Below are 23,272 nucleotides of genomic sequence, written 5' to 3'. Positions count from 1 at the left end.
CTCGCACCAGGCACGGAACCTCGCACCACGGGGCAGCGCCGCGCAGCACCACGCCGCGCCCGCCAGCGTCAGAGCTTGAACGTCGCCTTCGGGATGTCGGACACGATGCGCCGGGCGGTGCGGACGGCGTCCTCCTCCGAGACCTGGTGCGTGACCACGAGCGACGCCAGGTACGCCGCGTCCGCCCGCCGCGCCATGTCGTGCCGCGCGGGGATCGAGCAGTACGCACGGGTGTCGTCGATGAACCCGGAGGTCTTGGTGAACGACGTCGAGTCGGTGACGGCCGACCGGTAGCGCCCGATGGCCGCCGGGGTGTCGATGAACCACCACGGCGCGCCCGCGTACACGGCGGGGTAGAAGCCCGCGAGCGGCCCGATCTCGCGCGAGAAGACGGTCTCGTCGACGGTGAAGAGCACGAGGTGGAACCCGGGAGCGGTGCCGAAGGACTCGAGCAGCGGCCGGAGCGGCTCGGTGAAGGACCCGACGGCCGGCAGGTCGTGCCCGGTGTCCGGCCCGAAGCGCTCGAGCGTCGGGGTGTGGTGGTTCCGGATCACCCCGGGGTGCAGCTGCATGACGAGGCCGTCCTCCACGCTCATCTCCGCCCAGCGGTAGAGCATGTCGTGCCGGTACGCCGTCGCTTCGGTCTCGGTGACCGACGACGCGTCGCGCAGCGCCGCGGCGTGGATGCGTTCCCGCTCGCTCGACGGCAGGGGAGCGGAGCCCGCGTCGAGCACCCCGGTGTCCGTGGCGGTCGCACCGTGCTCGATGAAGTACCGGCGACGTGCGCGGAGAGCCGCCAGCAGCCCTGCGTGGGTGCCCGTGTCGATGCCGGCGGCCTCGCCGATCGACGCGACCACGGGCCTCCAGTCCGACCGCGTCGGGTCGAACACGGCGTCCGCGCGGAACGTGGGGAGCACCCGGCCGGTGAAGCCGGGATCCGCCGCGAGCTGCGCGTGCGCAGCGAGGTCGTCCGCCGGGCCGTCCGTGGTGGCGAGGACCTCGATGCCGAAGGCGTCGAAGAGCGCGCGTGGCCGGAAGGCGGGGGACGCCAGCAGGCCGGCGATGTGGTCGTACTGGTCGTCCGCGTTCGCCGCGGACGGCGCCTGGTCGAGCCCGAACACGTCGTGCAGCTCCGTCTCGAACCAGTAGCGCACAGGGGTCCCGAGGAAGTCGTCCCAGTGCTCCGCCAGCTGCCGCCAGATGGCACGGCCTGGCGGCGTCGGCTCAGCGGCATCGCGCCAGCGATGCGCCGACGCCGCCGGGCGAGCCTGCGAGCCCGGGCGGGACCCCGACAGGTCCGCGCGTCCCAGCGCGGCCAGGTCCACCCCGTTCGCGTGCAGCAGGCGGAGCACGTAGTGGTCGGGCGTGATGAGCAGCGACGCAGGGTCGCTGAACGGCTGGTCCGAGGCGATCAGCGCCGCATCGACGTGCCCGTGCGGCGAGATGATCGGGGCGTCCTTGACCGCCTCGTACACGGTGCGTGCCACGGCTCGCGCTCCGGGATCGGCGGGGAACAGCCGGTCGGGGTGCGGTGCGAGCCGGGTGGGGGTGCTGGTGCGGGTCATCATCGACTCCTTCGGGGACGGCGAGTTCGGGTGGTGCGAGTGTGGGGCGGCGGGATTTCCGGATCAGGCGGTTCCGGCACGGGGCGCCGGTCCGGTCGACTCGCGCACGGTCAGGTGGGTGGGCAGGGCGACGGCGCCGGACATGTGCTCCCCCGGCAGCTCGTCGGCGGGCAGGGCGCCGAGGCGGCCGAGCAGCATCCGGATCGCAACCCGGCCGGCCCGTTCGATCGGCGAGGTCATCGTGGTGAGCGGCGGGTTGCAGAAGTCGGCGCCGAAGATGTCGTCGCAGCCGACGATGCTCATGTCCCGGGGGACGCGGACCCCGCGCTCCCGTAGTCGGGCGAGCATCCCGATGGCGATCAGGTCGTTGAAGGCGATACACGCGGTCGCCCCGGCGTGCACGGCGGCGTCGGCAGCGGCGGCACCGGAGTCCACGAAGGGCGCGTGCGGGCCGACCCGGGCGACGCGGACGCCCAGGCGCTTGGCGACCTGCACGAGTGCTCGCCACCGTCGCTCGTTCGACCACGAGCTGTCCGGCCCGGCGACGTACAGGATCTCCCGGTGTCCCAGCGACACCAGGTGCTGGACCGCCTGCTCGACGCCGCCGGGGGTGTCGATGAGCACCGAGGGCACGCCTGCGGGCCTGCGGTTCACGACGACCAGGGGGATCCGCTCGGCGAACCGGGCGATCTGCGCGTCGGACAGGCGTGACGCGGTGAGCACGACCCCGTCGGCCTTCGCCCCGACGGCGGTGAGCGCGGCCATCTCGGCGTCTGCGGACTCCTCGGTGTCGACGAGCAACTGGGTCCAGCCGGCCCCGGCGAGCTGGTGCTGCGTGCCGCGGATGACGTCGAAGTAGAACGGGTTCGTGATGTCGGACACGAGCACGGCGACGGCGCGGGTGCGGCCCGAGGTCAGCGCCCGGGCCTGCGAGTTGGCGACGTACCCGAGCTCGCGGGCCGCCTGCTGGATGCGCTCCTGGGTGATGGCGTTGACCCGGTCGGGCAGGGACAGGGCGCGGGAGACGGTGGAGGCGGCGACCCCGGTCGCGTCGGCGATGTCGCGGATGGTGACGCGACGCGCGGCACCAGCGGCGGCACCGGCACCGGCAGCGCGAGCACCAGCGGCGCGAGTACCGGCAACGCGAGCACCAGCGTCGCCCGCGCCAGCGGCGCTACCAGCAGCGCCAGCGGCACCGCCCGTGCGCCCGCCGCCGTCCGTCGAGAGGTCCTTCACGAGGCCGAACGTATTCGCGTCTGGCAACAAGTGGCAACCGGTTGCCGCAAGTTGCCAACGGCGGAACAGTGGTGCCACCGAGCAGCGCCGCTCGGAGGAGGTCTCGAGGAGGAAACCCCCGTGAAGACGCGAAGACTGCAAGTCCGCCCCCTCGTCGGTGCCGTCGCCGTGGTCGCCCTCGCCGCACTGTCCCTGCAGGGATGCGCCGTGGTGAACGGCAGCGGCGACGACCCGAACACCCTCCGCGTGATGATGGGCGCGGACACCACCTACCCCAAGGAACGCAAGCAGTGGCAGCGGGACACCGCCGCCGAGTTCAAGCGCACCACCGGTGCGGACATCCAGTGGGAGACCTACTCGTCCGCGCAGGAGGAACTGACCGCGATCCAGACGAGCGTCATCTCCGGCCAGGGCCCCGACGTCTACGCGATCGGCACCACGTTCACCCCGACCGCCTACGCCACCGGCGCCTTCGTCGAGATGGGCACGAAGGAGTGGGACGCGATCGGCGGCAAGGACCAGTTCGACCCCGCGTCGTTCGGCATCTCCGGTCCGAGTGCGTCGAAGCAGATCGGGATCCCGTTCGCCAGCCGGCCGTTCGTGATGGCCGTGAACAAGGACCTGCTCGCGAAGGCCGGGATCACCGACATGCCCACGACGTGGGACGAGCTCACCGCCGACGCGAAGGCCACGACGGGTGACGGGCGCCACGGCATGGCGATCGCCTACGCCGACGGCTTCGACCCCTGGAAGTTCGTGTGGGGGATGGCCCAGAACGCCGGCAACACGATCGTCGACGGCTCGAAGGCCGAGATCGACAGCGAGGCCGTCGAGAACGCCTACCGCACCTACTTCGACTGGGTCACGAAGGACGGCGTCGTCGACCCGGCCGCGATCGGCTGGAACAACGCCCAGGCCCTCGCGCAGTTCACCGAGGGCAAGGCCGCGTTCTTCCCGATGACGACCACCACCGCCATCAACTCCTTCACGGACACCAAGGTCGACGGCAAGTACGAGTTCGCCCTGCTGCCCACCGTCCCGCCGGGGGCGTCCGAGCGGCCGTCCGACGGCATCGAGGCCGCCAGCATCCTGTCCGGCGACAACTGGGTCGTCGCCGACTACGGCAGCAAGCAGGAGCTGTCGTTCGCGTTCGTCAAGCAGCTCAGCGCCCCGAAGGCCCAGCTCGAGTACTACGACCTGTTCGGCAACCTGCCGACCAACGCCTCGGCCGCCGCCGACCTTGCAGCCGACAACCCGCAGCTCAAGCCGATCATCGACGCCGGCCGCCTGTCCAAGCCGACCGCGTTCACCGGCGCCTGGTCCGACATCCAGCTCGCCCTGGTCGACGTGGTCGTGCAGTCGATCCCGTCGCTGAAGTCCGGCGAGGTCACCGACGACCAGCTCCGCAAGCGACTGCAGGACGCCCAGAAGGACGCCCAGGCCACCCTCGACCGTCAGAAGAACGGAGGTCTGTGATGACCAGCACGCAGACCAGGCCCCGCACCGACGCGGCGCCGCCCCGGTCAGTCCGCCCGGCCGGCAAGACGCCCCTGTACAAACGCGAGCGCCCGCTGTGGATGCTCCTGCCCGGCGGGGTCCTCATGCTCGCCGTCATCGTGGTGCCGCTGGTGGTGGGCTTCTGGATCGCGATGCTCGACCTCGACCAGTACACGCTCCGCCAGTGGTTCAGCGCCCCCTTCGTCGGGTTCGCGAACTTCACCGAGGCGTTCACGAACTCGCCGCTGCTGCACTCCATCTGGATCTCGGTGTCGCTGTCGGTGCTCGTCACCGCGGTGACCGTACCGATCGGCGTCGCAGCCGCGATCTCGACGCAGAACCGGTTCCCCGGTCGCGGGCTCGTCCGTTCGATCTACCTGATCCCGTACGTGCTCCCCGCGTTCGTCGTCGGCACGTTCTTCCGCACGATGCTCCAGCCGCAGGGGGTCGTGAACTCGATCCTGCACACCGACGTGCTGTGGCTGAACGGCTCGGCGTCGTACTGGGCGCTCGCCGGCGTGATGATCTGGACGAGCTGGCCCTTCGTCTACCTGCTGTCCCTGGCCGGACTGCAGGCCGTGGACAACGAGGTGCACGAGGCCGCAGCGCTCGACGGGGTGACCTGGTGGGCGAAGCTGCGGTACATCATCTTCCCGTACCTGCGCGGACCCCTCAGCCTCGCGGTGATCATCTCGATCCTGCACAACATCAACAACTTCACGCTGCCGTTCGTGCTGTTCGGCATCCCGCTGCCGTCCAGCGTCGAGGTGATGCCCGTCCTGACGTACATCGCGAGCTTCCAGTCGTTCCGCTTCGGCCTGTCCGCAGCGATGGCGATCTGCTCGCTCGTGATCGTCGCGATCCCGCTGTTCGTCTACCTGCGGGCGGTCAAGCTCGACACCGGCGACGACGCCGGCCCCAACCGGAAGCAGCGTCGCGCCGACCGCGCCACGCTCGCAGCCGCCCCGACCGCCGCCGACATCGACGGAGCACGCGCATGACCACCCCGAGCACGTCCTTCAGCACCCGCACCCGCCCCACCGCGACGCTCACCGAGAGCATCACGACCGGCAGCGGCGGCCGACGGAGCAAGCGTCCCTACGACACCGACGTCACCCGGCTGCTGCCGCGCTGGCTCCTCGTCACCGTCATCGCGGTGATCATCGCGTTCATCGCCGTGCCGGTGCTCTACATCCTGTTCGGCTCCGTCAACTCCGACGTCGCCGTCGCCCGTGGCGAGTACTTCCCGTCGGAGTTCACGCTGTCGAACTACGTCGAGATCTGGTCGACGGTCGCCCTCGGCGAGGGACTGGTGAACTCGATGCTCACCGCCGGTGCCGTCGCCGTCGCGAGTGCCGCGCTCGCCGTGTCCACGGCCTACGTGCTCGTCCGGTTCCGGTTCCTCGGGCGGCTGACGATCCTGCGTGGGCTCCTCGCCCTGCAGTCGATCCCCGGCACGCTCCTGCTCCTGCCGGTCTTCGTGGTGTTCTCGAACATCGCCAGTGCCACCGGCGTGCAGATCATCGGCACCCGCTGGGGCCTGTTCGTCACCTACCTGACCTTCGCCCTGCCGTTCTCGACGTGGGTGATGGTCACCTACCTGCGCGGCCTGCCGAAGGAACTCGAGGAAGCGGCGCGCATCGACGGCGCCAGCTCGACGAAGATCCTGACGAAGATCGTGCTCCCGCTGTCGTGGCCCGGCATCGTCGTGTCCGCGATCTTCGCCTTCCTGCTCGGCTGGAACGACGTCCTGTTCTCCACGATCATGACGACCCCGAACACCCGGACGGTCGCCGTGGTGCTGCAGGTGCTCGGCACCACCCAAGAGGGCGGCGCCGTCCCGATCTACGGCCAGATGATGGCCGCCTCGATCGTCTGCGCCGTCCCCGTCGTCGCCCTGTACCTGATCTTCCAGCGCTACCTGGTCGGCGGGCTCACCGCCGGCTCCGTCAAGTAGGCCGCAACCCAGAACCGGACTGGAGGCCCGTGGCGGCCCCGCCACGCGCCTCCCGTCCGAACGAAAGGACACCATGACCGACCAGCCCAGTTGGGAACTCTCCGGTTTCGGCGACGAGATCGACGCCGACCCGGTCGTCCAGGTCGCGGTCCTCCAGGCGCTCGGCGCGAGCGCCATCGAGGTCCGCAGCGCCTGGGGCGTCAACGTCGTCGACCTCGACGAGGACCAGCTCGCCGGACTCCACCGGCTGCTCGACGCGCGCGGGCAGACCGTGTCCGCGATCGCCTCGCCGATCGGCAAGGTGCCCGTCGACGAACCCGTCGAGCACGAGGTGTCTCGGCTCGCCCGTGCGATCCGTGCCGCGCACGCCCTCGGCACGACGAACATCCGGATCTTCTCGTTCTACTTCGAGGGCCGCAGCCCCGAGGACGTCCGCGACGACGTCCTCGTCCGGATGCGGGCGCTGGCCGACCTCGCCGAGCGTGAGGGCGTGACCCTGCTGCACGAGAACGAGAAGGACATCTACGGCGACGTCCCCGCGCGGGTGCTCGACATCGTCGAGAGCGTCGGTTCGTCCGCGCTCCGCCTGGCCTGGGACAACGCGAACTACGTGCAGTGCGGCGTCCGGCCCTTCACCGACGGCTGGGAGCAGCTCGCCCCGTACGTCGACTACCTGCAGGTCAAGGACGCCCTCGCCGCCGACTCGTCGGTGGTCCCCGCGGGCGAGGGCGACGGCGAACTCGTCGAGACCCTGACCGCCCTCCGCGACGCCGGGTACTCCGGCTACGCCTCGCTCGAGCCGCACCTCAGCGATTTCACCTCCCTCGGCGGGTTCTCCGGCCCCGCGGCCTTCGGTCGTGCCGGCCGGGCCTTCCGCACCCTCACCGACCAGATCGGAGTCACCCTGCGATGACCGAACCCACCAACCCGCTCCGCCTGGCCGTCGTCGGCGCCGGTGTCATCGGACGCCACCACGCCACCGTCGCCGTCCACCACCCTGACCTGCAGGTCGTCGCCCTCGTCGACGCCGTGCCCGAAGCCGCCACGAGCGCAGCCGACGCAATCGAGGCGATGGGCGTCGCCCGCCCGATCACGACGTCCACCATCGAGGAGGCGATCGAACAGACCGACATCGACGTCGTCGCGATCTGCTCGCCGTCCGGCATGCACGTGCAGCTCGCCGAGGCCGCCCTGGCCGCCGGCAAGCACGTCGTCATCGAGAAGCCGCTCGACACCACGATGCCCAGGGCCCGGCAGATCGCGGCGCTCGCCGCAGCCGCTCGTGACCGCGGGCTCGTCACGAGCGTCATCAGTCAGCACCGCTTCGACCCGGCGTCGGCGGCCGTCGCCCGGGCCGCGCACGACGGCGGGTTCGGCACCGTGACCTCGGGGCTCGCGAGCGTCGCGTGGTACCGGTCGCAGGGGTACTACGACTCCGGTGACTGGCGCGGCACCTGGGCGCTCGACGGCGGCGGCGCGGTGATGAACCAGGGCGTGCACACCGTCGACCTGCTCGTCTGGGCCCTCGGTCGTCCGGTCGAGATCTCCGCGCAGACCGGCCTGCTCGCGCACGACCGGATCGAGGTCGAGGACACCGCCGTCGCCACCGTCCGGTTCGCCGGCGGGGCGCTCGGGGTCGTCCACTGCACGACCGCCGCGTACCCGGGGCTCTCCGCCCGGTACGCCGTGTACGGCACGCACGGCTCCGCCATCGTCGACGACGACCGGCTCGCGTACTTCCACATCGCCCCGGACACCGCCACGCTCGAGTCCGCGTCCACCACGTCGAACGCCACCGCGGTCGCCGGTGCGGTCGACCAGAAGGACCAGATCGTCCCGCCCGAGCACGTCGTCGGCGGCCCGGCCGAACCCGACCACTTCGCCGCGGGGCACGCTCGGCAGTACACGGACATCGTCGACGCGATCCGGCAGGGACGCGAACCGGGTGTCACCGTCGACGCGGCCCTCGTGTCGCTCGCCACCGTCCGCGGGCTCTACGTCAGCGCGACGCTCGGGCGACCCGTGCGCATCGACGACGTGATCGAGGGAACGTACGACGACGTGGTGCCGGTCGTCGGCACACCCGCCACCGCCAGCGCGACCGAAGGAGCCACCCGATGAAGTTCTCCGTGTTCACCGCCTCCACCCCCGACTGGACCCCGTCCGAAGCCGCCGAGACCCTGGCCGCACAGGGCTGGGACGGCATCGAGTGGCGCATCGTCGACGACCGCCCGGCCGACGGCGTCGAGGTCCCCGCCGAGCGGTCGTTCTGGGCGGGCAACAACTCGACCTGGCAGTACACCGGCATCCGCGACCGGGTCGGCGAGATCGCCCGGGTCACCGACGCCGCCGGCCTCGAGTACTCGGGCATCGGCGGCTACCAGCCGGCCGCCGACCACGACGGCGTCGAGACGATGCTGCGCGTGACCAGCGAACTCGGCGCCCGGCAGGTCCGCGTCACGATGCCGCACTACCGTGCCGAGAAGGAACGCACCGGTGAGACCTACCCGCAGCTCTTCGACCGCACCCGCGCCGACCTCGAGTGGGTCGCGTCGCGTGCGTCGGAGCTCGGCGTGAAAGCACTCGTCGAGCTGCACCACATGACGATCACGCCGTCGGCCTCCGCAGCACTGCGACTGATCGACGGTCTCGACCCCGCACACGTCGGCGTCATCCACGACCTCGGCAACCTCGTGATCGAGGGGTACGAGGACCACCTCGCCGCGTTCGAACTGCTCGGGCCGTACCTGGCGCACGCCCACGTGAAGAACGCCCGCTGGGTCGACACCGGTGACGCCCGTGCCGACGGCAGTTCGATCTGGCAGCACGAGTGGGCACCCCTGCGCACCGGCCAGGCGTCGGTGTCCGAGTACCTCGACGCGCTCCGCCAGGTCGGGTACGACGGGTGGGTCACCATCGAGGACTTCTCCACCGACCTCCCGCTCGAGGCCCGCACCGCCGACAACCTGGCGTACCTCCGCTCCCTCGTGCCGGTGTCGGCATGACCGATCGGCGTCCGGGCATCGTCCACCTGGGGGTGGGGGCCTTTGCTCGTGCCCACCTCGCCTGGTACACCGCCCACACCACGGGGGAGCCGTGGGGCATCACCGCCTTCACCGGCCGCTCGCCCGCCGCCGCGGACGCGTTGGCCGCGCAGGACTGCCGGTACACGCTCGTCACCCGAGCCGCGTCCGGCGACGGAGCCGAGGTGGTCGACACGATCGTGGCCGCCCACCCCGGCAGCGACGACACGGCCTGGAGGCACGTGGTCGCGTCCCCGGAGACGACCATCGTCACGCTGACGGTCACCGAGCAGGGCTACCGACCCGGTTCCGACGTGCCGGCGCGGCTGGTCGCGGGGCTCGACGCCCGCCGTGCCGCCGGGTCCGGGCGCATCGCGCTGGTCAGTCTCGACAACCTGACGCGCAACGGGGCGGTCCTGCGCGACGCCGTGCTCGACGCCGTCACCGACGACGCCCTGCACGACTGGATCGAGGCGAACGTCACGTTCCCGAGCTCGATGGTCGACCGGATCACCCCGGCCACCACCGACGACGACGTCGCGCGCCTCTCGGAACTGCCGGGTGCGCTCGCCGGAGACCGGGTCCCCGTCGTCACCGAGCCGTTCGCCGAGTGGGTGCTCGAGGACGCCTTCGCGGGCACCGACCGGCCCGCGTGGCAGACGGCCGGCGTCCGGATCGTCGACGACGTCACCCCGTACGAGCAGCGGAAGCTCTGGCTGCTGAACGGCTCGCACTCGCTCCTCGCCTACCTGGGGCTGCAGCTCGGCCACGACACCGTGGCCGAGGCGATGGACGACCCGGTCTGCCGCACCGCCGTCGAGCAGCTCTGGGACGAAGCCGCGCTCGAACTCCCGCTGCCCGAGGCCGAGGTCAAAGACGCCCGCACGGCCCTGGTCGAACGGTTCGCCAACCCGCGCATCCGGCACACGCTGCGGCAGATCGCGTCCGGCGGCTCGCAGAAGCTGCCCGTCCGTGTCGTCGACGTCGTGCGGCACCGGCTCGCCCGCGACCCCTCGGCCGGCATCGGCACCGGAGCGGCCACCGCCCTCGCCGCGTGGTGGTTGCACGTCACCGAGCAACCCGACCTGGTGGACGACCCCGGTGCCCCCGGGCCAGACTCGGACGTGCACGACGTCCTGGCCGTCGTCGCGCCCGAACTCGACACCACCCCCGTGGTCGCCGCCGTGACGGCGGCGGCCGACCGCATCCGCACCGCCGCGGCACGCGCCCGCGAACGCTCCAACGGAGGAGTCCACGCATGACCGACACGACCACCACCAACCCCGCAGCCCCGGTCCCCGGTGCCACCGACAGCGGGCCCGCCGAGACCACCGCCGGCCGTCCGGACACCTGGGCCTCGGCGGACCGCGGCCAGCTGATCGAGCGGGCCGAGGTCATCGTGACCAGCCCGAACCGGAACTTCGTGACGCTCAAGCTCACCACGGCCGACGGCGTCACCGGACTCGGCGACGCCACCCTGAACGGCCGCGAGCTCGCGGTCTCCGCGTACCTGTCCGAGCACGTCGTCCCGCTGCTCGTCGGCCGTGACGCCAGCCGCATCGAGGACGCCTGGCAGTTCCTCTACCGGTCGTCGTACTGGCGCCGTGGTCCGGTCACCATGGCCGCGATCGCGGCCGTCGACATGGCCCTCTGGGACATCAAGGCGAAGGTCGCCGGGATGCCGCTGTACCAGCTACTCGGCGGGGCATCGCGCACCGGGCTCATGGCGTACGGCCACGCCTCGGGCAAGGAGCTGCCCGAGCTGTTCGACTCCATCCGCGAGCACCAGGAAGAGGGCTACCGCTCCATCCGCGTGCAGACCGGTGTCCCCGGCCTCGAGTCCATCTACGGCATCGCGTCGAACAGGACCACCGAGGGCAACGCCGGCGTCCGCTACGACTTCGAGCCCGCCCAGCGCGGTGCGTACCCCGCGATGGAGGACTGGGACACCCGCGCCTACCTGCGCCACGTGCCCACCGTGTTCGAGGCCGTCCGCAACGAGTTCGGTCCCGAACTGCCGCTGCTGCACGACGGTCACCACCGGATGACCCCGCTGCAGGCCGCCAAGCTCGGCAAGTCGCTCGAGCCCTACGACCTGTTCTGGCTCGAGGACTGCACCCCCGCCGAGAACCAGGAGGCCCTGAAGCTCGTCCGGCAGCACACCACGACGCCGCTGGCGATCGGCGAGGTCTTCAACACCATCTGGGACTTCAAGGACATCATCCGCGACCAGCTCATCGACTACGTCCGCGGTGCCGTCACGCACATGGGCGGCGTCACGCCGCTCAAGAAGACGATGGAGTACGCGGCGCTGTACCAGGTCAAGTCCGGGTTCCACGGGCCGACCGACATCTCCCCGGTGGGGCTCGCCGCGCAGATGCACCTCGGGCTCGCGATCCACAACTTCGGCATCCAGGAGTACATGCAGCACGGACCGCAGACCAACCAGGTGTTCCACCAGACGTTCACGTTCACCGACGGCTACCTGCACCCGGGTGACGAGCCGGGCCTCGGGGTCAGCCTCGACGTCGACGAAGCCGGCAAGTACCCCTACGAGCAGGCGTACCTGCCGTTCAACCGCCTGGCCGACGGCACCGTCCACGACTGGTAGTCCCCGGCGCCGTGGAGGGCACAGTGGTGGCATGGAGTTCGCGGACGTCGCCAGGGAGCTGTTGCTCGTCGCGCCGCAGGACTTCGTCGCCGAGCGCACCGCACGGCAGCGCGCGGTGCGGCAGGACGACCGTGCCCTCGCGACCGAGATCGGGAAGCTCCGGAAGCCCTCACCGGCCGCCTGGGTGATCGACCTGCTCGCCCACGACGGTGCCCTCGACGACGCCGTCGACCTCGGACCGGCACTCCGCAAGGCCCAGGCCGACGCCGACCCCGACGCGATCCGGACCCTCCGTCGGCAGCGCACCGAGGTCGTCGACGCCCTCGCACAGGCCGGTGCGGACCTGGCGTCCGACGCCGGACACCCCGTCACCCCGGGGGTGCTCGAGCAGGTCCGGTCGACGATCGAGGCGGCGATGGCGGACCCGCACGCCGGCGCGGCCGTCCGGTCGGGGCTGCTCGTGACGGCGCTCGAGAGCGTGGGGTTCGACGCGGTCGACCTCGACGGGGCGCTCGCGGATCCGGACGCGGTGCCCGATGCCTGGTCCGGCAGCGATGCCCCACCCATCCCCATCTCCCAGGCGAGGGGTGCGCGGAAGGCGAGCCGCGCCTCCAGGCCCGCGCAGCGCGACGCCCCGGAGCCGGAGCCGGAGCCGGAGCCGGAGCCGGACGCCGAACCCGAACCGAAGCGCGACCCGGCCGCCGACCGGAAGGCCGCGCGCCAGGCCGAGACCGCAGCGCGCACGGAGTCCCGCGACGCCGACGCAGCACTCGACACCGCCGAGGCCGATCTCGAACAGGCGGAGGAGCGCCGCGCGGAGCTCCAGCGTGCCCTCGAGCAGGCCGAGGCCGAGATCGCCCGGCTCGAGGCAGCCCGCGACGACGCAGAGGCGGCGAGCGACCGTGCGCGGGACGTCCTGCACGCCGCGCAGGAGCACCGGCGGGAGGTCGGCCGCTGAGCGTCGTCGCAGCCGGAGCGGGCAGATCACGGGACGACACGCCCGGACGGTCCTGCTAGACTCAGTCCCTGACTTCGGCGAGGGCTGCGTACGCGCGGCCGTGATCGACGCGGTGGGATACCCGGCAAGACCCTGGGATCGTTCCTCACGCGTGCACGCGTTCGAGTTGCAACACCACAGACCCCCACGATGCCGGCACCCCGGCGTCGTCCCCGACACCAGGAGGCACCATGGCCGACTACACCAAGCTCGCAGCGGAAGTCCGCACCAAGTTCGGCAAGGGCGCTGCTCGCAAGCTCCGCGCGGCCGACAAGATCCCCGCGGTCGTCTACGGCCACGGCACCGAGCCGAAGCACATCTCGCTGCCCGGTCACGAGACCATGCTGCTCGTCCGTACCGCCAACGCGGTCGTCGACCTCGACATCGAGGGTGCTGCGCAGCTCGCCCTCGTTAAGGACGTCCAGCGTGACCCGGTGCGCCAGATCATCGAGCACATCGACCTCGTGGTCCTCCGCCGCGGCGAGAAGGTCACGGTCGACGTGCCCGTCGTCATCGAGGGCGAGTCCTTCTCCGGCACCATCCACGTGCAGGACCTCAACACGATCTCGCTGCTCGTGCTCGCCACCGACATCCCGGAGCACGTCTCCGTGAACGTCGAGGGCCTCGAGGACGGCGTGCAGATCCACGCCGCGCAGCTCGAGCTCCCCGAGGGCGCCGAGCTCGAGACCGACCCCGAGGCGCTGGTCGTCGCGATCGTCACCCCGCGTGGCACCGCTGACGACGACGCTGCGGACGAGGCCTCGGCCGAGGCCGGTGCCGAGTCGGGTGCCGAGGGCGCCGCGGACTCCGAGTAACACCCCTTCGAAGACATCTGGTCGACGCTGTGACGGACAACATCCTCGTGGTGGTCGGGCTCGGGAACCCCGGGCCCGACTACGCGGGCAACCGCCACAACGTCGGCCAGATGGTCCTCGACGAACTCGCGTCCCGCATGGGAGCGACGTTCAAGAAGCACAAGACGCCGAACCAGGTCGCCGAGGGGCGCCTGGTGCCCGGCGGCACACGACTCGTGCTGGCGAAGCCCGGGTCGTTCATGAACACCTCGGGCGGACCGGTCTCCTCGGTGCTCGGGTTCTACAGCGCCACACCGGCCGACCTCGTCGTCGTGCACGACGAGCTCGACCTGCCGTTCGACACCGTCCGCCTGAAGGGCAGTGGCGGGCACGGCGGGCACAACGGGCTGCGCGACATCATCAAGGCCACCGGGACGAACGAGTTCATGCGCGTCCGGGTGGGCATCGGTCGTCCGCCCGGTCGGCAGGACCCGGCCGACTACGTGCTGCGTGACTTCTCCGCAGCCGAGAAGAAGACGCTGCCGATCCTGCTGGCCGATGCCGCCGACGCGGTCGAGGCGATCGCCGAGGTCGGGCTGCTCGCCGCACAGCAGCGCGTGCACGCTCCGTCCTGAGCGCTCCGTGCCGGGCGTCGGCGCTGTTCGCCCGTCGCGCACGTCGCGGCCGGTGTCGGTGGCGGCCGGTACCATCTCCTGAGTGACGATCTCGGGCATCATCCCTGCGCTCTCGCGCGCCTCCGCCTTCGATCGCGTGCTGCGCGCCGCACCGCGCGACGCCGACTTCTCCGTCGTGGACGGCCTGCGCGTGCCGCTGCTCGGCGCGCTGCTCGCCGAGCGCAACGGCCCGCAGTGCGTCCTCGTCATCACGGCGACCGGGCGTGAGGCCGAGGCGGTCCGCGAAGCGTTCGGCAGCTACGTCCCCGACGCCGACGTGCTCGAGTTCCCGGCGTGGGAGACCCTGCCGCACGAACGCCTCAGCCCGAGTGCCCAGACCGTCGGCACGCGCATCGCGACGCTCCGGAAGCTCGCGGCGTGGCAGGCCGCGGACCCGGCCGAGCGTCGCCAGACCATCGTCGTCGCGAGCGTCCGCGCCGCGCTGCAGCCGATCGCGAGCAACCTGACGTCCCTGGCGCCCGTGGTGCTGCGGACCGACTCGCGGGGCAACGACCTGGCGGCGATCGCGTCCAAGCTGGTGGACCTCGCCTACTCGCGCGTCGACCTCGTCACCCGTCGTGGTGAGTTCGCGGTGCGCGGTGGCATCCTCGACGTCTTCCCGCCGACGGCCGACCACCCGGCACGCGTCGACTTCTTCGGCGACGAGATCGAGGCGATCAAGGCGTTCTCCGTCGCCGACCAGCGCACGACCGAGGACGACCTCGGCTCGGTCGAGCTGACCGCCTCGCGCGAACTCCTGCTCAGCGACGACGTCCGGCAGCGGGCGCGCGAGATGCTGCACGAGTTCCCGAACCTGTCGCAGATGCTCGCGAAGATCGCCGAGGGCATCCCGGTCGAGGGCATGGAGTCCCTCGCTCCGGCGCTCGTGCAGGACCTCGTGCCGATGACCTCCTACCTGCCGGACGACGCCACCATCGCGGTGTTCTCGCCCGAGCGGGTGAACGGCCGCGCGAACAGCCTCGCCGAGACGAACACCGAGTTCCTGCAGGCGGCCTGGAGCGCAGCGGTCGCGGGTGCCCAGGCACCGATCGACCTCGACGCGGGCAACTTCCTGACCGTGCAGCAGCTCAAGAACACCCGCGGCCAGCGCACCTGGTGGACGGTGTCGCCGTTCGACTCCGGCCTCGACGAAGGGGACACCGAGCGCGTCCTCACCGACGCCGAGGCCGCTGCCGAGGCCGGCGAGTACATCCGCGTCCGGGCCGAGGCGGTGCCGAGCTTCGCCGGCAGCGCCGACGGGGCGATCGCGCACGTCAAGTCGCTGACCGACGACGGGTGGGCCGTGGTGGTGACCGCGCAGGGCCAGGGCCTCGTCGAGCGGGCGGTGCAGGTGCTCGCCGACGCCGGGGTCGCCGCCCGTGCCGCAGCGGTCGACGCGCCGCCCGAGCCGGGGTTCGCCGTCGTGACGACCGCGACCGTCGAGCACGGCTTCGCGATCCCCGACCCCCGCATCGCGGTCCTGAGCGAGGCGGAGTTCTACGGCCGCAGCGTCCAGCAGGGCGCCCGCACCGTCAAGAAGCTCGCGAGCCGCCGCAAGAACGTCGTCGACCCGCTGCAGCTCAAGCCGGGCGACGTCGTCGTGCACGCGACCCACGGCATCGGCAAGTTCGTCGAGCTCGTCAGCCGCGAGGTCTCCAGCGGCGGCCGGAACGCCGTGAAGACCCAGCGCGAGTACCTCGTGCTCGAGTACGCGCCGTCGAAGCGCAACTACCCGGGCGACAAGCTCTTCGTGCCGACCGACCAGCTCGACCAGCTGTCGCGCTACGTCGGTGGCGAGTCCCCGACCCTGTCGAAGATGGGCGGCTCGGACTGGTCCGCCGCCAAGTCGAAGGCCCGCAAGGCCGTCCGCGACATCGCCGTCGACCTGGTCAAGCTGTACTCGGCGCGCATGGCGTCGAAGGGGCACGCGTTCGGTCCGGACACCCCGTGGCAGCGCGAGCTGGAAGAGGCGTTCCCGTTCGCCGAGACCGCCGACCAGCTCACCACGATCGACGAGATCAAGCGCGACATGGAACGCCCGATCCCGATGGACCGCCTGCTGTCCGGCGACGTCGGCTACGGCAAGACCGAGGTCGCGATCCGTGCCGCGTTCAAGGCCGTGCAGGACGGCAAGCAGGTCGTCATGCTCGTCCCGACGACCCTGCTCGTCCGCCAGCACATGGAGACGTTCCAGGAGCGCTTCGCCGGGTTCCCCGTGCACCTGCGCGCCCTGAGCCGGTTCCAGACCGAGAAGGAGTCGAAGGAGACGATCGCCGGGCTCGCCGACGGCACGGTCGACATCGTCATCGCGACCCACCGGATCCTGTCGCAGGGCATCACCTTCAAGGACGTCGGGCTCGTCATCATCGACGAGGAACAGCGGTTCGGCGTCGAGCACAAGGACCAGCTCAAGAAGTTCAAGACGAACGTCGACGTGCTGGCGATGTCGGCGACCCCGATCCCGCGCTCGCTCGAGATGGCGGTCACGGGCATCCGCGAGATGTCCACCCTCGCCACCCCGCCCGAGGACCGCCACCCGATCCTGACCTTCGTCGGCCCGCAGTCCGACCTGCAGGTGGCGGCGGCGATCCGCCGCGAGCTGCTGCGCGAGGGCCAGGTGTTCTACGTGCACAACCGCGTGAAGGACATCCAGTCGGTCGCCGCGCACCTGGCCGAGATCGTGCCGGACGCGCGCATCGCCGTGGCGCACGGGCAGATGTCGGAGACCGCCCTCGAGCAGGTCATGGTCGACTTCTGGGAGCGCCGCTTCGACGTCCTCGTCTCGACGACGATCATCGAGACCGGTCTGGACATCGCGAACGCGAACACGCTCATCATCGACAAGGCGGACAAGTACGGCCTGTCGCAGCTGCACCAGCTGCGCGGACGTGTCGGTCGCGGGCGGGAGCGCGGGTACGCGTACTTCCTCTACGACTCCGAGAAGCCGTTGTCCGAGACCGCCCAGGACCGACTCGAGACCATCGCCGCGAACAACGAACTCGGCGCGGGCATGCAGGTCGCCATGAAGGACCTCGAGATCCGCGGGGCCGGCAACCTGCTCGGCGGGGAGCAGTCCGGCCACATCGCGGGCGTCGGCTTCGACCTGTACCTGCGGATGATCGGCGAGGCGGTGTCGCAGTTCCGTGGCGACGTCGCCGAGGGACAGACCGAGCTCCGGCTCGAGATCCCCGTCGACGCGCACATCCCCGAGGACTACGTCGAGTCCGAGCGACTCCGGCTCGAGGCGTACCAGAAGCTCTCGGCGGCCTCGGCCCCGACGGCGCAGCCGAACGCGATCGACATGGTGCTCGACGAGCTCACCGACCGCTACGGGCAGCCGCCCCAGGCCGTGCAGACCCTGGTCGAGGTCTCCCGCCTCCGTCGCATGGCGCAGCAGGTCGGCCTGTCCGACGTCGTGGTGATGGGCTCGAACCTGCGGGTCGCCGGCAAGGAGCTCGCCGACTCGTCGCAGGTGCGCCTGAAGCGCATGTTCCCGGGTGCGCGCTGGTTCCCGCAGCAGAACGCGACGAGCATCCCGATGCCGCGTCCGCACGACCAGGCGCTGCCGGACGACGCCCTCATCCAGTGGGTGGAGAGCATCCTCACCGCCGTCTACGGGGCGACGACCCCCGCAGAGGCACCGGCCGCGTAGACGCGAGCGGAGACGGTCTGGAGGCACGGTGCGGGCCCGCACCGTGCCTCCAGGCCGTCATCGGCCACGTCCACGGCGCGCACGCCGTTCGCGACGAACCACGCGTTCGCTGATGCGGAACGACAGAGTCGACGTCGTACGACGTCGACTCTGTCGTTCCGCGTCGGCTGCGCCGCCGCCCGCGACCCGCTACTCGGTGTCCTCGGCCTCGGACAGCTCGCGGCGCGCGCGGTACGCCCGCGCCCGCAGGGTGACTACGACCGCCGACGCGACGATGGCGATGCCCGAGCCGACGAGCACGGCGAGGACGCCCTCGTCGAGGATCTCCTCGTTGCGGGCGAACGCCAGCTCGTTCATGAGCAGCGACACCGTGAACCCGATCCCGCCGAGCACACCGACGGTGATGATCGAGAAGAACGACAGCGACGAGCGGCCGGGCGAGCGGAAGATCCGCGTGGCGATCGTGCCGAACAGCGTGATGCCGATCACCTTGCCGACCGGCAGCGCGAGGACGACCGCCCAGAACGTGGGGGAGAGCTCGCTGATGCCGACCGAGGGGATGATGACGGCGGCCGACGCGAACGCGAACACCGGCAGCACGATGGCGTTCGACCACGGCTCGACGTTCTCGTGCAGGGTGTGGCCCGGGCGGCGGGGCAGCACGAGCCCGAGGGCGACGCCGGCGATGGTGGCGTGCACACCGGAGTGGTAGACGAGCCACCAGGTCAGGAGCCCGACCACGACCATCGCCACGATGACGAGCGTCTGCCCGCTGCGCCCCGGACGGAGCATCCGGCCGAGCAGCCAGAACGCCGCGAGGGTGACGACGGCACCGGCGAGGGCCAGGAAGTCGGTGTCGTGGGCGAACACCACGGCGATGATGATGATCGCGATGAGGTCGTCGAGCACGGCCAGCGCGAGCAGGAACACCCGGATGCCGCTCGGCAGCCCGCGACCGAACATCGCGAGCACCCCGAGCGCGAACGCGATGTCCGTCGCCGTCGGGATCGGCCAGCCGTGCGTGTACTGCGTGCCCGCGGTGACGAGCAGGAAGATGCCGGCCGGGACGAGCACGCCGCCGACCGCCGCGATGGCGGGGATGATCGCGGTCTTGGGGTTCGACAGCTCGCCGTCGACGAGTTCCTGCTTCAGCTCGATCGCGACGAGCAGGAAGAAGACCGCGAGCAGACCGTCGCTGATCCAGTGCGCGATCGACAGGTCGAGGCCGAGGGCACCGAGCGGCAGGTGCGCGTCGAGCAGCCGTTCGAGGCCGGGGCCGATCGGGGAGTTCGCCACGACCAGGCCGAGCACGGCGGCGGTGAGGAGCGCGATGGCGCTGAAGCGGGGGGAGCGGACGAGGGACGACATGGATCTCCGTCTCGAGGGGTCGGGTGAGTGTCCGTCGACCAGACTTCCCGACACACCACGACCAGTCTACGCGGGTGGCACGATGACGTGATGACCGCCGTACCGGACCTCGTGACCGTCGTCGACCGCCTGCTCGCCGAGGACGGTGGGTGCGTCTGGAACCGGGCGCAGACCCACGCCTCGCTCGCCCGCTACGCCGTCGAGGAGTCGTACGAACTCGTCGACGCCATCGACGACGGCGACCCGGACGACGTCCGCGAGGAACTCGGCGACCTGCTCTACCAGGTGGTCCTGCACGCGGGGATCGCCGCCCGCGCGGGGGACTTCACCCTCGAGGACGTCGCCGCCGGGGTCCGGGACAAGATGACCAGGCGGCACCCACACGTGTTCGGCGACGAGACGGCGGACACCGTCGAGGACGTCGTGCGGGTCTGGCGTGCGGCCAAGGCGGCCGAGAAGGCGAGCCGGCGGAGTGCGTTCGACGGGGTGCCGCGGGCGATGCCGCCGCTGGAGCGCGCGGTGAAGCTGCTGGAACGCCTGGAGGAGCGTGGGGACGCCGACGCGGTCGTAGCGTCCGTCGTCGGGGCCGGTTCCGGCGTCGGCCCGGAGGCCCGTGGTGCGTCCGCCGCGCCCGCTGCGTCCGCCGCGCCCGCTGCGGACGACGGGGTGGGGACGGTCGACGCCGAGTGGGGGCGAGCGGTGCTCGGGGAGGTCGCGGCTGCGGCGGGACGCGGGGTGGACGCGGTCGCGAGTCTGCGTGCCGCGGTGTCGGCGCTCGAGGAAGCCGGTCGGGCTGCGGAGTGATCCCCGGTCGGGAGATCGCTACGGGCAGGGGAGAACGGGCGCCCTCCCAACCCGAAAAAGAGAGGGCGCCCGTGAGCGGGCGTCGGCTCCACCAGGGAGAGGGGCCGACAGGGAAGCCCGCTCGAACCGCGGGACGCACTGCAGCACGTCGCCCCGCGAATCGGTCCGGAGCGTGGATCAGGCACAATCCGGACCGAGGTTCTGCATGCAGTATGCCAGTGGGTCGGCAGGCGCGCAAGCCGGAGACGCCCGTCTGCCAGAATTGACCGCATGGCAACGACCGTGACGGCACCCCGTGGCATGCGTGACTTCCTCCCGGCGGACAAGGCCCGGCGCGAGCACGTGCTCGGTGTCGTGCGGGACGTCTACTCGCGGCACGGTTTCGACGAGATCGAGACCCCGGTGGTGGAGGACGCTGCGCGGCTGCACTCCGGGCTCGGCGGCGACAACGAGAAGCTGGCGTTCGCGGTGATGAAGCGCGGGCTGACCACCGAAGACCTGCAGGCGGCCGAAGCGCCGCTGGACCTCGCCGACCTCGGTCTCCGGTTCGACCTGACGGTCCCGCTGGCCCGGTTCTACGCCTCGCACCGTGCGGAGCTGCCGTCGGTGTTCCGGTCCGTGCAGATCGCGCCGGTCTGGCGTGCCGAGCGCCCGCAGAAGGGCCGCTACCGCCAGTTCGTGCAGTGCGACATCGACATCCTGGGGGAGCCCGGGCAGCTCGCCGAGATCGAGCTCATCCGCGCGACGACCGCGGCCCTCGACGCCCTCGGGGTCCGCGGCACGACGATCCGGATCAACGACCGCCGGATCCTGCTGGCGCTCCTCGCGTCGTGGGGGATCACCGAGCCCGCCGCCGCCGACCGCGCGCTCATCACGATCGACAAGCTCGACAAGATCGGTGCGGACGGCATCGCGGCGGAACTCCGCAGCACCGTGGGCGCCGACCTGCCCGGGCTCGAGGACACCATCCGTGCGCTCGAGGCCGCCGACTGGACGTCCGTCGAGGGGGCACCGTGGCTCGACGCCGAGGCCTTCGCCGACCTGCTCCGCCTGCGCGAGGCGCTCCCAGGGGTGGACCTGCGCTTCGACCCGACGCTCGTGCGCGGCATGGGGTACTACACGGGCACGATCTTCGAGGTCGCGCACCCCGACTTCGGCTACAGCCTCGGTGGCGGCGGCCGGTACGACGGCATGATCGGCCGGTTCCTCGGGCAGGACGTCCCCGCGGTCGGGTTCTCGCTCGGGTTCGAGCGGCTCGTCGACCTCGTGACCCTCCCGGAGTCCGCCGAGGCCGACGCCGTCGTGCTCGTGTACGACAAGGACGTCGACCCGGTCCGGCTCGCCGCGCTGAAGACCGAGGCGCTGGCGTCCCACCGGCGCGTCCGGCTCGAGCGCCGCACGAAGAACACCAAGAACCTGCTCGCCGGCCTCGCCGCCCAGGGCTTCACGGCGTTCGCGACCGTCTCGGCGGACACCGCGTCGCTCGAGGGCGTCGAGTTCCGCCCGCTCGACTGAGCACCCAGTCCTCGTTCCAGCACGGACTCGTCCACAGCGGGGCGTCACGGCCGACGTCGTGTTCACCTCCGCTCGCTAGGATCGACACCGCAATCACCACAACCAATGTGTAGGGAGTACCCCGTGGCCCTGATCGATGCCGTAGGCGCACGCGAAGTCCTCGATTCCCGAGGCAACCCGACGGTCGAGGTCGAGGTCCTCCTCGACGACGGCGTCGTGTCCCGCGCGCTCGTCCCGTCCGGTGCATCCACCGGCGCGTTCGAGGCGTACGAGCTGCGCGACGGCGACGCCTCGCGCTACGGCGGCAAGGGCGTGCTCAAGGCCGTCGACGCCGTCCTCGACGAGATCGGCCCGGCGCTCGAGGGCTTCGACGCCACCGACCAGCGCCTCGTCGACGCCGCGCTCATCGAGCTCGACGGCACCGAGAACAAGTCCCGCCTCGGCGCGAACGCGATCCTCGGTGCCTCGCTCGCCGTGGCCCGTGCCGCAGCCGACTCGGTCGACCTGCCGCTCTTCCGCTACCTCGGCGGCCCGAATGCGCACACGCTGCCCGTCCCGCTGATGAACGTCGTCAACGGCGGTGCCCACGCGGACACCAACGTCGACATCCAGGAGTTCTTCCTGGTGCCCTACGGCGCCGAGTCCTTCTCCGAGGCACTCCGCTGGGGCGTCGAGACCTACCACGCCCTCAAGGGCGAGCTGAAGAAGCAGGGCCTGGCCACCGGCCTCGGCGACGAGGGCGGCTTCGCGCCGGAGCTCGCGTCGAACCGTGCCGCGCTCGACTTCCTGCTCACCGCGATCGAGAAGGCCGGCTACACGCCCGGCAAGGACATCGCCGTCGGCCTCGACGTCGCGTCCACCGAGTTCTTCTCGGACGGCAAGTACCAGTTCGAGGGCAAGCAGCTCTCGAGCCAGGAGTTCACCTCCTACTTCGCCGAGCTCGTCGCGAACTACCCCCTCGTCACCATCGAGGACCCGCTGGCCGAGGATGACTGGGAAGGCTGGTCGCACCTGACCGCCGAGCTCGGCGACAAGGTCCAGATCGTCGGCGACGACCTGTTCGTCACCAACCCGAAGCGTCTGCAGCGGGGCATCGACGAGAAGGCCGCGAACTCGATCCTCGTCAAGGTCAACCAGATCGGCACGCTCACCGAGACGCTCGACGCGGTCTCGCTCGCGCACCGTCACGGCCTGACCTCGATCCTGTCGCACCGCTCCGGCGAGACCGAGGACACCACGATCGCGGACATCGCGGTCGCGGTCGACGGTGGTCAGATCAAGACCGGCGCCCCGGCCCGCTCGGACCGCGTCGCGAAGTACAACCAGCTGCTCCGCATCGAGGAAGAGCTCGGCGACGCCGCGGTGTACGCCGGTCGCTCGGCCTTCCCGCGCGCCGCGTCGCTGTAACCAGCCGCTCAGCAGTACCCGCACCACCGAGACGCCGTCCTCCTCCAGGAGGACGGCGTCTCGTCGTCTGTGCCGCCCCGGAATGCCGAGCGGTCGGGACGTGCCGCGCGCGCTGCGTCGAGTGGTCACGAGTCGTCGGTTGGCCCGGGCCCGGCCGACAGGACGTGACCAC

General features: G+C 71.2%; 18 protein-coding genes. 15 read left to right on the top strand and 3 right to left on the bottom strand.

From position 1 onward, the window contains the following. Positions 1-68: 68 nt before the first annotated feature. Positions 69-1,565 (bottom strand): glucuronate isomerase, encoded by a 1,497-nt coding sequence (gene uxaC, locus DEJ02_RS14895; protein WP_111033606.1) that lies wholly within the window; start codon positions 1,563-1,565, stop codon positions 69-71. Between the two features lie 63 nt (positions 1,566-1,628). Beyond that, positions 1,629-2,801 carry a LacI family DNA-binding transcriptional regulator gene (locus DEJ02_RS14890; protein ID WP_181440379.1) on the bottom strand — a complete coding sequence of 391 codons (1,173 nt, stop codon included), beginning with the start codon at positions 2,799-2,801 and terminating at the stop codon, positions 1,629-1,631. 120 nt (positions 2,802-2,921) lie between these two features. Here DEJ02_RS14890 and DEJ02_RS14885 point away from each other — a divergent pair, with 120 nt between their 5' ends. From DEJ02_RS14885 to mfd, 12 genes are all read left to right on the top strand, one after another. Beyond that, positions 2,922-4,277, top strand: coding sequence for an ABC transporter substrate-binding protein (locus tag DEJ02_RS14885; protein ID WP_181440378.1), 1,356 nt, complete (start codon positions 2,922-2,924; stop codon positions 4,275-4,277). Then, positions 4,277-5,299: a carbohydrate ABC transporter permease gene (locus DEJ02_RS14880; protein WP_111033605.1), complete on the top strand. Its 1,023-nt coding sequence runs from the start codon at positions 4,277-4,279 to the stop codon at positions 5,297-5,299. The genes DEJ02_RS14885 and DEJ02_RS14880 overlap by 1 nt, the downstream gene beginning before the upstream one ends. Next, entirely contained in the window at positions 5,296-6,255 is a 960-nt protein-coding gene (locus tag DEJ02_RS14875; protein WP_206647628.1) for a carbohydrate ABC transporter permease, read from the top strand. The genes DEJ02_RS14880 and DEJ02_RS14875 overlap by 4 nt, the downstream gene beginning before the upstream one ends. Before the next feature lie 73 nt (positions 6,256-6,328). Next, positions 6,329-7,168 carry a sugar phosphate isomerase/epimerase gene (locus tag DEJ02_RS14870; protein ID WP_111033604.1) on the top strand — a complete coding sequence of 280 codons (840 nt, stop codon included), beginning with the start codon at positions 6,329-6,331 and terminating at the stop codon, positions 7,166-7,168. Continuing rightward, entirely contained in the window at positions 7,165-8,376 is a 1,212-nt protein-coding gene (locus DEJ02_RS14865) for a Gfo/Idh/MocA family protein (protein WP_111033603.1), read from the top strand. Before DEJ02_RS14870 ends, DEJ02_RS14865 begins: the two co-directional genes overlap by 4 nt. After that, positions 8,373-9,260 carry a sugar phosphate isomerase/epimerase gene (locus DEJ02_RS14860; protein WP_111033602.1) on the top strand — a complete coding sequence of 296 codons (888 nt, stop codon included), beginning with the start codon at positions 8,373-8,375 and terminating at the stop codon, positions 9,258-9,260. The genes DEJ02_RS14865 and DEJ02_RS14860 overlap by 4 nt, the downstream gene beginning before the upstream one ends. Then, complete coding sequence (locus tag DEJ02_RS14855) at positions 9,257-10,540, top strand: mannitol dehydrogenase family protein (protein ID WP_111033601.1); 1,284 nt, start codon at positions 9,257-9,259, stop codon at positions 10,538-10,540. The genes DEJ02_RS14860 and DEJ02_RS14855 overlap by 4 nt, the downstream gene beginning before the upstream one ends. Then, positions 10,537-11,889, top strand: coding sequence for a D-mannonate dehydratase ManD (gene manD / locus DEJ02_RS14850; RefSeq protein ID WP_241660452.1), 1,353 nt, complete (start codon positions 10,537-10,539; stop codon positions 11,887-11,889). The genes DEJ02_RS14855 and manD overlap by 4 nt, the downstream gene beginning before the upstream one ends. A gap of 31 nt (positions 11,890-11,920) precedes the next feature. Beyond that, positions 11,921-12,847, top strand: coding sequence for a hypothetical protein (locus tag DEJ02_RS14845; protein WP_111033600.1), 927 nt, complete (start codon positions 11,921-11,923; stop codon positions 12,845-12,847). Positions 12,848-13,077: 230 nt separating this feature from the next. Next, on the top strand, positions 13,078-13,701 hold the full coding sequence (locus tag DEJ02_RS14840) for a 50S ribosomal protein L25/general stress protein Ctc (RefSeq protein ID WP_071405234.1): 624 nt from the start codon (positions 13,078-13,080) through the stop codon (positions 13,699-13,701). 29 nt (positions 13,702-13,730) lie between these two features. Further along, the gene (gene pth / locus DEJ02_RS14835) at positions 13,731-14,315 is read left to right on the top strand and encodes an aminoacyl-tRNA hydrolase (RefSeq protein WP_017886754.1); all 585 of its coding nucleotides are present in this window, start codon (positions 13,731-13,733) and stop codon (positions 14,313-14,315) included. Between the two features lie 82 nt (positions 14,316-14,397). After that, positions 14,398-18,006, top strand: coding sequence for a transcription-repair coupling factor (mfd, locus tag DEJ02_RS14830; protein ID WP_111033599.1), 3,609 nt, complete (start codon positions 14,398-14,400; stop codon positions 18,004-18,006). Positions 18,007-18,195: 189 nt separating this feature from the next. Here mfd and nhaA read toward each other — a convergent pair whose 3' ends face one another. Beyond that, positions 18,196-19,374, bottom strand: a complete 1,179-nt coding sequence (gene nhaA, locus DEJ02_RS14825; RefSeq protein ID WP_111033598.1) for a Na+/H+ antiporter NhaA — start codon at positions 19,372-19,374, stop codon at positions 18,196-18,198. A gap of 90 nt (positions 19,375-19,464) precedes the next feature. Between nhaA and DEJ02_RS14820 the strand changes: the two genes are divergently transcribed. The 3 genes from DEJ02_RS14820 (at position 19,465) to eno (ending at position 23,100) form a co-directional block, all read left to right on the top strand. Next, positions 19,465-20,178, top strand: a complete 714-nt coding sequence (locus tag DEJ02_RS14820) for a MazG family protein (RefSeq protein ID WP_111033597.1) — start codon at positions 19,465-19,467, stop codon at positions 20,176-20,178. Between the two features lie 270 nt (positions 20,179-20,448). After that, positions 20,449-21,693 (top strand): histidine--tRNA ligase, encoded by a 1,245-nt coding sequence (hisS, locus tag DEJ02_RS14815; RefSeq protein ID WP_111033596.1) that lies wholly within the window; start codon positions 20,449-20,451, stop codon positions 21,691-21,693. A 123-nt stretch (positions 21,694-21,816) separates the two neighbouring features. Then, complete coding sequence (gene eno / locus DEJ02_RS14810) at positions 21,817-23,100, top strand: phosphopyruvate hydratase (RefSeq protein ID WP_027464494.1); 1,284 nt, start codon at positions 21,817-21,819, stop codon at positions 23,098-23,100. Positions 23,101-23,272: the final 172 nt, after the last annotated feature.

This window comes from Curtobacterium sp. MCLR17_042 (assembly GCF_003234695.1).
Classification (GTDB): Bacteria; Actinomycetota; Actinomycetes; order Actinomycetales; family Microbacteriaceae; genus Curtobacterium; species Curtobacterium flaccumfaciens.
The sequence above is the reverse complement of the archived record's forward strand: the minus strand, read 5'-3'. Positions and strand labels throughout refer to the sequence as shown.